This window comes from Streptomyces sp. NPDC001599 (assembly GCF_042893535.1).
GTDB lineage: Bacteria > Actinomycetota > Actinomycetes > Streptomycetales > Streptomycetaceae > Streptomyces.
Genome location: NZ_JBIAVA010000011.1, coordinates 278,122 through 286,420, shown reverse-complemented (window position 1 = coordinate 286,420; position 8,299 = coordinate 278,122). Strand labels below are relative to the sequence as shown.

The following is an 8,299-nucleotide window of genomic DNA, read 5'->3' as shown; positions in this document are numbered from 1 at the left end:
GAACCACACCAGCGACCAGCACCCGTGGTTCCAGGAGTCCCGCAAGAACCCGGACGGGCCGTACGGCGACTACTACGTCTGGGCCGACGACGACAAGCAGTTCCAGGACGCGCGGATCATCTTCGTCGACACCGAGGCGTCCAACTGGACCTACGACCCGGTGCGCAAGCAGTACTACTGGCACCGCTTCTTCTCCCACCAGCCGGACCTCAACTACGAGAACCCGGCCGTGCAGGAGGAGATGATCTCCGCGCTGAAGTTCTGGCTGGACCTGGGCATCGACGGGTTCCGGCTGGACGCGGTGCCGTACCTCTACCAGGAGGAGGGCACCAACTGCGAGAACCTCCCGCGTACGCACGACTTCCTGAAGCGGGTGCGCAAGGAGATCGACGCGCAGTACCCGGACACGGTGGTCCTGGCCGAGGCCAACCAGTGGCCGGAGGACGTCGTCGACTACTTCGGCGACTACGCCGCGGGCGGCGACGAGTGCCACATGGCCTTCCACTTCCCGGTCATGCCCCGCATCTTCATGGCGGTCAGAAGGGAGTCCCGCTACCCGGTCTCCGAGATCCTCGCCAAGACCCCGGCCATCCCGTCCGGCTGCCAGTGGGGCATCTTCCTGCGCAACCACGACGAGCTGACCCTGGAAATGGTCACCGACGAGGAACGCGACTACATGTACGCGGAGTACGCCAAGGACCCGCGCATGCGCGCCAACATCGGCATCCGCCGGCGCCTGGCCCCGCTCCTCGACAACGACCGCAACCAGATCGAGCTGTTCACCGCCCTGCTGCTGTCCCTGCCCGGCTCGCCGATCCTCTACTACGGCGACGAGATCGGCATGGGCGACAACATCTGGCTCGGCGACCGCGACGCCGTGCGCACCCCGATGCAGTGGACACCGGACCGCAACGCGGGCTTCTCGTCGTCGGACCCGGGGCGCCTGTTCCTGCCCACGATCATGGACCCGGTCCACGGCTACCAGGTGACGAACGTCGAGGCGTCCATGGCCTCGCCCTCCTCCCTGCTGCACTGGACCCGGCGCATGATCGAGATCCGCAAGCAGAACGTGGCCTTCGGTCTCGGCACCTACACCGAGCTGCCGTCGTCCAACCCCGCGGTCCTGGCCTTCCTGCGGGAGTACGAGGACGACCTGGTGCTGTGCGTCCACAACTTCTCCCGGTTCGCGCAGCCGACGGAGCTCGATCTCAGCGCCTTCGACGGACGCCATCCGGTCGAGCTGTTCGGCGGGGTCCGCTTCCCGGCGGTCGGTGGCCTGCCGTACCTGCTGACCCTGGGCGGGCACGGCTTCTACTGGTTCCGGCTGCGCAAGGACGCCGCCTGAGGGAAAGGACGCGACACGCCATGCCGGAAGCCGTCATACGCACCGACGCGAGCCCGCCGGGACTCCTGGCGTCCCTCGACCCCCTGCTGCGGGAGTGGCTGCCGCGGCAACGCTGGTTCGCCGGCAAGGGCCGCCCGGTCACCGGCTTCTCCCTGGTCGCCGCGACCGAACTGCTCCCCGCCGACTCCCGGCTCGGCCTCCACCACGTGCTGGTCCGCGCCCACCAGCGATGCACCCCGGCCGGAGGCGGGGCTCAGGAGCCGGGCGACTGCTACCAGCTCCTGATCGGTAACCGCGAGGCGCTGCCGCCCCGGCTCGCACCCGCCCTGATCGGGCATGTGACCGAGGGCCCGGCGGCCGGACGCACCGCCTACGACGCCCTGTACGACACCCGTCCCGCCGAGGTGCTCCTCGAGGCGCTGCGCACGCGGGCCCGCATCGGCGGGCTGCGCTTCGAGCGGGCACCGGGCGACGGCATACGCACGGGGCTGGTGCCGCGGCTGACGACCGCCGAGCAGTCGAACTCGTCGGTCGTGTACGGAGATACGTTCATCCTCAAGGTGCTGCGGCGGATCGTGCCCGGCGTCAACCCCGACCTGGAACTGCCGCTGGCCCTGGCCCGCGAGGGCTGCCCCCGGGTACCCGCACCGGCGGGGTGGATGGTGGCGGACCTGGCCGGCCGGACCTGGGTGCTGGGCGTGCTCCAGCCCTACCTGAAGGGCGCGACCGACGGCTGGGAGCTGGCGCTGCGCGAGCTGGCCAAGGGCGAGGACTTCACCGCCGAGGCCAGGGCGCTCGGGCGGGCCACCGCCGAGGTGCACACCGCGCTGGCCCGCGCGCTGCCGACCGTCACCCTCGGCCACGCCCAGGCCCGGCAGCTCGCCGACGGCATGGTCGAACGGCTGGAGGAGGCGGCGCGGGCCGTGCCCCTGCTCCGCTCGTACGCGCCCGGGCTGCGGACGGCGTTCACGGCGTTGGCGGACCTGGCCTCCGAGGGCCGTACCTGGTCGGCGCAGCGCGTCCACGGCGACCTGCACCTCGGCCAGTGTCTGCGCTCCCCCGACGGGGAGTGGTCCCTGATCGACTTCGAAGGGGAACCGGCGAAGCCCCTGGCCGAGCGTCGGCTGCCGCAGCCGGCGGTGCGGGACGTCGCGGGCATGCTGCGCTCCTTCGACTACGCCGCGCACTCGGCCGACGTACGTGTCCCGGGCTGGGCCGAGTCCTGCCGGGCCGCGTACTGCACCGGGTACGCGGAGGCGGGCGGCCACGACCCGCGCACCGACCCGGTGCTGCTGCGCGCCTACGAGACGGACAAAGCGGTCTACGAGGTCCTGTACGAGGCCCGGCACCGTCCCGACTGGCTCGAGGTGCCCCTGGCGGCGGTGCGCCGCCTGTCCGTGCCCGAGCCGGCATGACGTCCCCGTCCGCTCCCACCGTCCCCAGGAGGCCCCACCCGTGACCCCCCGCCCCTCGTCCAGCGGCCCCGACCCGAAGAAGACGACCGGGAAGAAGACGACCGGGAAGAAGACGGCCAAGGCCGCCAAGAAGAAGGCGCCGCGGAAGACCACCGCCACCGCCACCGCCTGCGGGGCAGAGGTCGCCGTCTCCCCCGCCCCGGACGCCGCCGACCGTGAGCGGCTGCTCGCCGGCACGCACCACGATCCGCACGCGGTGCTCGGCGCCCACCGGGTGCCCGGCGGGGTCGCGTTCCGGGTGTTCCGGCCGTACGCCCTGGCGGTGACCGTGCTGTCCGGGGAGCTGCGGGTCGGGCTGCACGACGACGGGGACGGCTTCTTCTCCGGCCTGGTGCCGCTGAAGGACGTCCCGCGCCACCGGCTCCTCGTGGCGTACGAGGGGACGGAACTGGAGGCCGAGGACCCGTACCGCTTCCTGCCCACCCTGGGCGAGCTGGACCTGCACCTGCTCGGCGAGGGGCGGCACGAGCAGCTGTGGCGGGTGCTCGGGGCGCACCCGACGACGCACGACGGGGTGGCCGGCACCCGGTTCGCGGTGTGGGCGCCGAACGCGCGCGGGGTCCGGGTGGCCGGGGGCTTCAACTTCTGGGACGGCACCGGCCACCCGATGCGGTCGCTCGGTTCGACCGGGGTGTGGGAGCTTTTCCTGCCGGGCGTCGGCGCGGGCGAGCTGTACAAGTTCGAGATCACCCGGCCCGACGGCTCGCGCACCTTCCGCGCCGACCCGCTGGCCCGCCGTACGGAGGTGCCCCCGGCCACCTCCTCCGTCGTGCACGCCTCGGACTACACGTGGGGCGACGGGGAGTGGCTGGCCCACCGCGCGGACGCGCCCGCGCACGAGGCGCCGATGTCGGTGTACGAGGTCCACCTGCCGTCCTGGCGGCCGGGCCTGACCTACCGGCAACTGGCCGAGCAGCTCCCCGCCTACGTCGCGGACCTCGGCTTCACCCACGTCGAGCTGATGCCGGTCGCCGAGCACCCCTTCGGCGGCTCCTGGGGCTACCAGGTCACCGGCTTCTACGCGCCCACGGCCCGGCTCGGCGACCCCGACGACTTCAAGTACCTGGTCGACCGGCTGCACCGGGCCGGGATCGGCGTGCTGATGGACTGGGTGCCGGCGCACTTCCCGCGCGACGACTGGGCGCTGGCGGAGTTCGACGGGCGCCCGCTGTACGAGCACTCCGATCCGCTGCGGGCCGCGCATCCGGACTGGGGGACGCTGGAGTTCGACTTCGGGCGCCGGGAGGTGCGCAACTTCCTGGTGGCCAACGCCGTGTACTGGTGCGAGGAGTTCCACATCGACGGCCTGCGCGTGGACGCCGTCGCCTCGATGCTGTACCTGGACTACTCCCGCGAGCCGGGCCAGTGGACGCCGAACGAGCACGGCGGCCGGGAGAACCTGGACGCGGTGGCGTTCCTCCAGGAGATGAACGCGACGCTGTACCGGCGGGTGCCCGGTGTCGTGACGGTGGCGGAGGAGTCGACGGCCTGGGACGGGGTCACGCGGGCCACGCACCACGAGGGGCCGAGCGGCTTCGGCGGGCTCGGTTTCGGGCTGAAGTGGAACATGGGCTGGATGCACGACTCGCTCGACTACATGAGCCACGACCCGGTGCACCGCAAGCACCACCACGGCGAGCTGACCTTCTCCATGGTGTACGCGTACAGCGAGAACTACGTGCTGCCGATATCCCACGACGAGGTGGTGCACGGCAAGAGGTCCCTGGTGTCGAAGATGCCCGGCGACTGGTGGCAGCAGCGCGCCAACGAGCGGGCGTACCTGGGCTTCATGTGGGCGCATCCCGGCAAGCAGCTGCTGTTCATGGGGCAGGAGTTCGCGCAGGGCGCGGAGTGGTCGGAGGCGCACGGCCCCGACTGGTGGCTGCTCGACCCGGAGTACGGGGCGTCGGCGGACCACCGGGGCGTGCGCGACCTGGTGCGGGACCTGAACACCGTCTACCGGGCGACGCCCGCGCTGTGGCGGCGCGACACCCACCCTTCCGGCTTCTCGTGGGTGGTCGGCGACGCGGCCGAGGACAACGTCCTGGCGTTCCTGCGGCTGGACGCCGACGGCACCCCGCTGCTCGCGGTGTCGAACTTCGCCCCGGTGGTCCGCTCCGGCTACCGCGTCGGCGTGCCCGACGAGGTCCCGGCCTGGCACGAGGTGCTCAACACCGACGCGGCGCGGTACGGCGGCGGCGACGTGGTCAACCCGGACCCGGTCAAGCCGGAGGCCCAGGGGTGGCACGGCCGGCCGGCGAGCATCCGGCTGGCCCTGCCGCCCCTGGCGACGGTGTGGCTGCGTCCGGCCTGACCGGCCGGTCCGTCCGTCAGCCCGCGTCCTCCAGGCCCTTGGGCAGCGGCTCGCTGTGCAGGACACCGAGGTGCTGGGTGGCGCGGGTGAGGGCGACGTACAGGTCGCTGGTGCCGTAGCGGCCGGGCTCGACGACCAGGACGGAGTCGAACTCCAGGCCCTTGGACTGGCGCGGGTCGAGCAGGACGACGCGGTGAGTGAGGTCGGGCTCGGCGTCCGCCGTCACGCCGTCCAGGCGGGCCGCGAGGACCCGGTGCAGTTCGCGCGGGGCGATGACGGCGAGGCGGCCCTCCTCGGGGGTCAGCTCCCGGACCGCCTCGGCCACGGCGGCCGGGAGGTCGCCGGTCGCGCGGACCCAGGGGCGTACGCCGGTCGAGCGCACCGAACTCGGCGGCGTGAACTCCGGGTCGCCGGCCCGGACGACGGCCGCGGCCAGGTCCATGACCTCGGCCGGGGTGCGGTAGTTGACGCCGAGGCGGGTGTGCTCCCAGCGGTCCTCGACGTACGGGGCGAGGATCTTCGACCAGGAGCCGACACCGGCCGCCTCGGCGGTCTGCGCCGGGTCGCCGACCAGGGTCATGGAGCGGGTGGGGCAGCGGCGCATCAGCAGCCGCCAGGCCATCGGGGACAGCTCCTGCGCCTCGTCCACGATGATGTGCCCGAACGCCCAGGTGCGGTCGGCCGCGGCACGTTCGGCGGCGCTGCGGTGGTCGTCCTCCTCCTGGCGTTCGGCGAAGCGCTCGGCATCGATGATGTCGTGCGCGGACAGGACCTCGGCGTCCTCCTCGTCCTTGTCCTCGAACTCGTAGGTCCGGGACGCGTACGACACGTCGAGGACGCCCTGCGCGTAGGCGATCTGCTCCTCCCGCTCGCGTTCGGCGCGGGAGCGGGCCACCCGGTCGTCGACGCCGAGCAGTTCGGCGGCCTCGTCCAGCAGGGGCACGTCGGCGACGGTCCAGCGCCGGGTGACCGGGCGGCGGACGGCGGCGGCGTCCTCGGCGGGCAGGAACGCCTCGGGGGCTGCGAGCAGGTCGGCGACCAGGCGGTGCGGGGTGAGCCGGGGCCACAGCTGGTCGACGGCGGCCCAGACCTCGGGGTTCTCGGCGAGTTCGTCGCGGATCTGGGTGATGTCGCTGGGGTCGAGGAGGTTGCTGCCGTCGTAGGGGTCGGTGCCGATGCGCTCGGCGACCATGTCGGTGAGGGTGTTGAGGATGTGGCCCTCGAAGTGCTCGCGGGCCGCGTTGTGCGGCAGCTTGGCGGCGCGGGTGCGCTCCCGGGCGACGTTGACCAGGTCGTCGTCGAGCATGAGGATCTCGCGGTCGTGCTCGATCGCGATCACCGGGTCGGGCAGCGCCTGCCGGTCGCGGACCGCCTCGGCGAGCACGTCGGCCATCTCGGCCCGGCCCTTCACGGCCGCCGCCTCGGGGGTGTCCGTCGCGGTGGCCTTCACGCCGGGGAACAGCTCGCCGACGGTGGCGAGGAGCACGCCGGTCTCGCCCAGCGAGGGCAGCACCTCGCCGATGTAGCCGAGGAAGGCCGGGTTGGGGCCGACGATGAGGACGGCGCGCTTGGCGAGCAGTTCGCGGTGCTCGTAGAGGAGGTAGGCGGCGCGGTGCAGGGCGACGGCGGTCTTGCCGGTGCCGGGTCCGCCCTCGACGACCAGGACGCCGCGGTGCGGGGCGCGGATGATGCGGTCCTGGTCGGCCTGGATGGTCTGGACGATGTCGCCCATGCGGCCGGTGCGCGCGGAGTTCAGCGCGGCGAGCAGCACGGCGTCGCCGGAGGGGTCCTCGTGGCCGGTGCGCCTCTCGTCGCCGAGGTCGAGGATCTCGTCGTGCAGGGCGGTGACCGTGCGGCCCTCGCTGGTGATGTGCCGGCGGCGGCGCAGCCCCATCGGGGTGTGACCGGTGGCCAGGTAGAAGGGGCGGGCGACACCGGCCCGCCAGTCGATGAGGACGGGGGTGCGTTCGGCGTCGTCGGCGCGCAGGCCGATGCGGCCGATGTGGTGGCCCTGCCCGGAGGCGAGGTCGATCCGGCCGAAGCAGAGGGAGCCGTCCACGGCGTTGAGCGCGGCGAGCAGCCCGGAGCGCTCGGCGACCAGGATGTCCCGCTCCAGGCGGGCCTGCTGGGGGGTGTTGCCCTGCGCGAGCGCGTCGGTCACGGAGTCCTCGGCGTCGCCGCGCAGCGCGTCCACGCGCGCGTACAGTCCGTCGATGAATTCCTGCTCGTGCAGCAATTCATCGTCCGGAAATTCGGTGTTTGACAATTCCACTCCCGGCCGCATATACTGTGCCTACTGAACTTCTTCGCGACCTCATTCTCCTGAAGTCACGAATCAACGAATATACGCAAAGAAATCCCCCGAGCGCAATTGCTCGGGGGATTTTTTCTGCACCGGCCAGTGCGTGTGCCGGGCCGGTCAGACCACGTCGGCCAGTTCCTCCAGCAGCCGCCGCTTGGGCCGCGAGCCGACCATCGACTTCACCGGCTCACCGCCGCGGAACACCATGAACGTCGGCATCGACAGCACCTTGTACGCGTTCGTGGTCGCCGGGTTCCGGTCGACGTTCAGCTGCACCACGCGGAGCCGGTCGCCCTCCTCATCGGCGAGGGCGCTGAGCACCGGCGCCATCTGCCGGCACGGCGGGCACCAGTCGGCGGTGAACTCCACCAGCACGGGCAGCTCGGAGCCGATCACCTCCGCCGCGAAGTCCGCGTCCGTCACCTCGGGCACCCCGCTGGTCTTCATCCGTGTCCTCCCAGTTCGCACTTGGGCTCCGGACCCCCCGGAGCCGCCGCCTCGGCCCGCGTCAGCTGCGCGGCGACCTGCGCGCGCACCGACGTGAGCTGCTCGATCAGCGTGTCCAGCTCGGCCAGCTTGCGCCGGTAGACCACCAGGGACGCCGGGCAGGAGTCGCCCTCGGGGTGCCCGGCGCGCAGGCACTCCACGAAGGGGCGGGTCTCCTCCAGGTCGAACCCGAAGTCCTGGAGGGTCCTGATCTGCCGCAGCAGCCTCAGGTCGTCCTCGTCGTAGGTGCGGTAGCCGTTGCCGCCCCGCCGTGCGGGCAGCAGGCCCCGCGACTCGTAGTACCGCAGCGTCCGCGTGGTGGTCCCGGCCCGTGCGGCCAGCTCGCCGATTCGCATGGGAACGAACGTAAGCCTTGA

6 protein-coding genes are annotated in these 8,299 nt (G+C 72.2%); 3 read left to right on the top strand and 3 right to left on the bottom strand.

The features are described 5' to 3' along the window. The 3 genes from treS to glgB all read left to right on the top strand — a co-directional run. On the top strand, nt 1-1,345 hold a 1,345-nt coding region (gene treS / locus ACFYZ3_RS27300), incomplete at its 5' end, for a maltose alpha-D-glucosyltransferase (RefSeq protein WP_388522783.1). A gap of 20 nt (nt 1,346-1,365) precedes the next feature. Then, nucleotides 1,366-2,760 carry a maltokinase gene (locus tag ACFYZ3_RS27295; protein WP_388522780.1) on the top strand — a complete coding sequence of 465 codons (1,395 nt, stop codon included), beginning with the start codon at nt 1,366-1,368 and terminating at the stop codon, nt 2,758-2,760. Between the two features lie 40 nt (nt 2,761-2,800). Further along, nucleotides 2,801-5,134, top strand: coding sequence for a 1,4-alpha-glucan branching enzyme (gene glgB, locus ACFYZ3_RS27290; protein WP_388522778.1), 2,334 nt, complete (start codon nt 2,801-2,803; stop codon nt 5,132-5,134). 16 nt (nt 5,135-5,150) lie between these two features. Here glgB and ACFYZ3_RS27285 read toward each other — a convergent pair whose 3' ends face one another. The 3 genes from ACFYZ3_RS27285 to ACFYZ3_RS27275 form a co-directional block, all read right to left on the bottom strand. After that, the gene (locus ACFYZ3_RS27285; RefSeq protein WP_388522775.1) at nt 5,151-7,418 is read right to left on the bottom strand and encodes a HelD family protein; all 2,268 of its coding nucleotides are present in this window, start codon (nt 7,416-7,418) and stop codon (nt 5,151-5,153) included. Between the two features lie 135 nt (nt 7,419-7,553). Further along, nucleotides 7,554-7,868, bottom strand: a complete 315-nt coding sequence (locus ACFYZ3_RS27280) for a thioredoxin (protein ID WP_388522808.1) — start codon at nt 7,866-7,868, stop codon at nt 7,554-7,556. Between the two features lie 11 nt (nt 7,869-7,879). After that, nucleotides 7,880-8,278, bottom strand: a complete 399-nt coding sequence (locus ACFYZ3_RS27275) for a MerR family transcriptional regulator (RefSeq protein WP_059301518.1) — start codon at nt 8,276-8,278, stop codon at nt 7,880-7,882. Between the last annotated feature and the right edge of the window lie 21 nt (nt 8,279-8,299).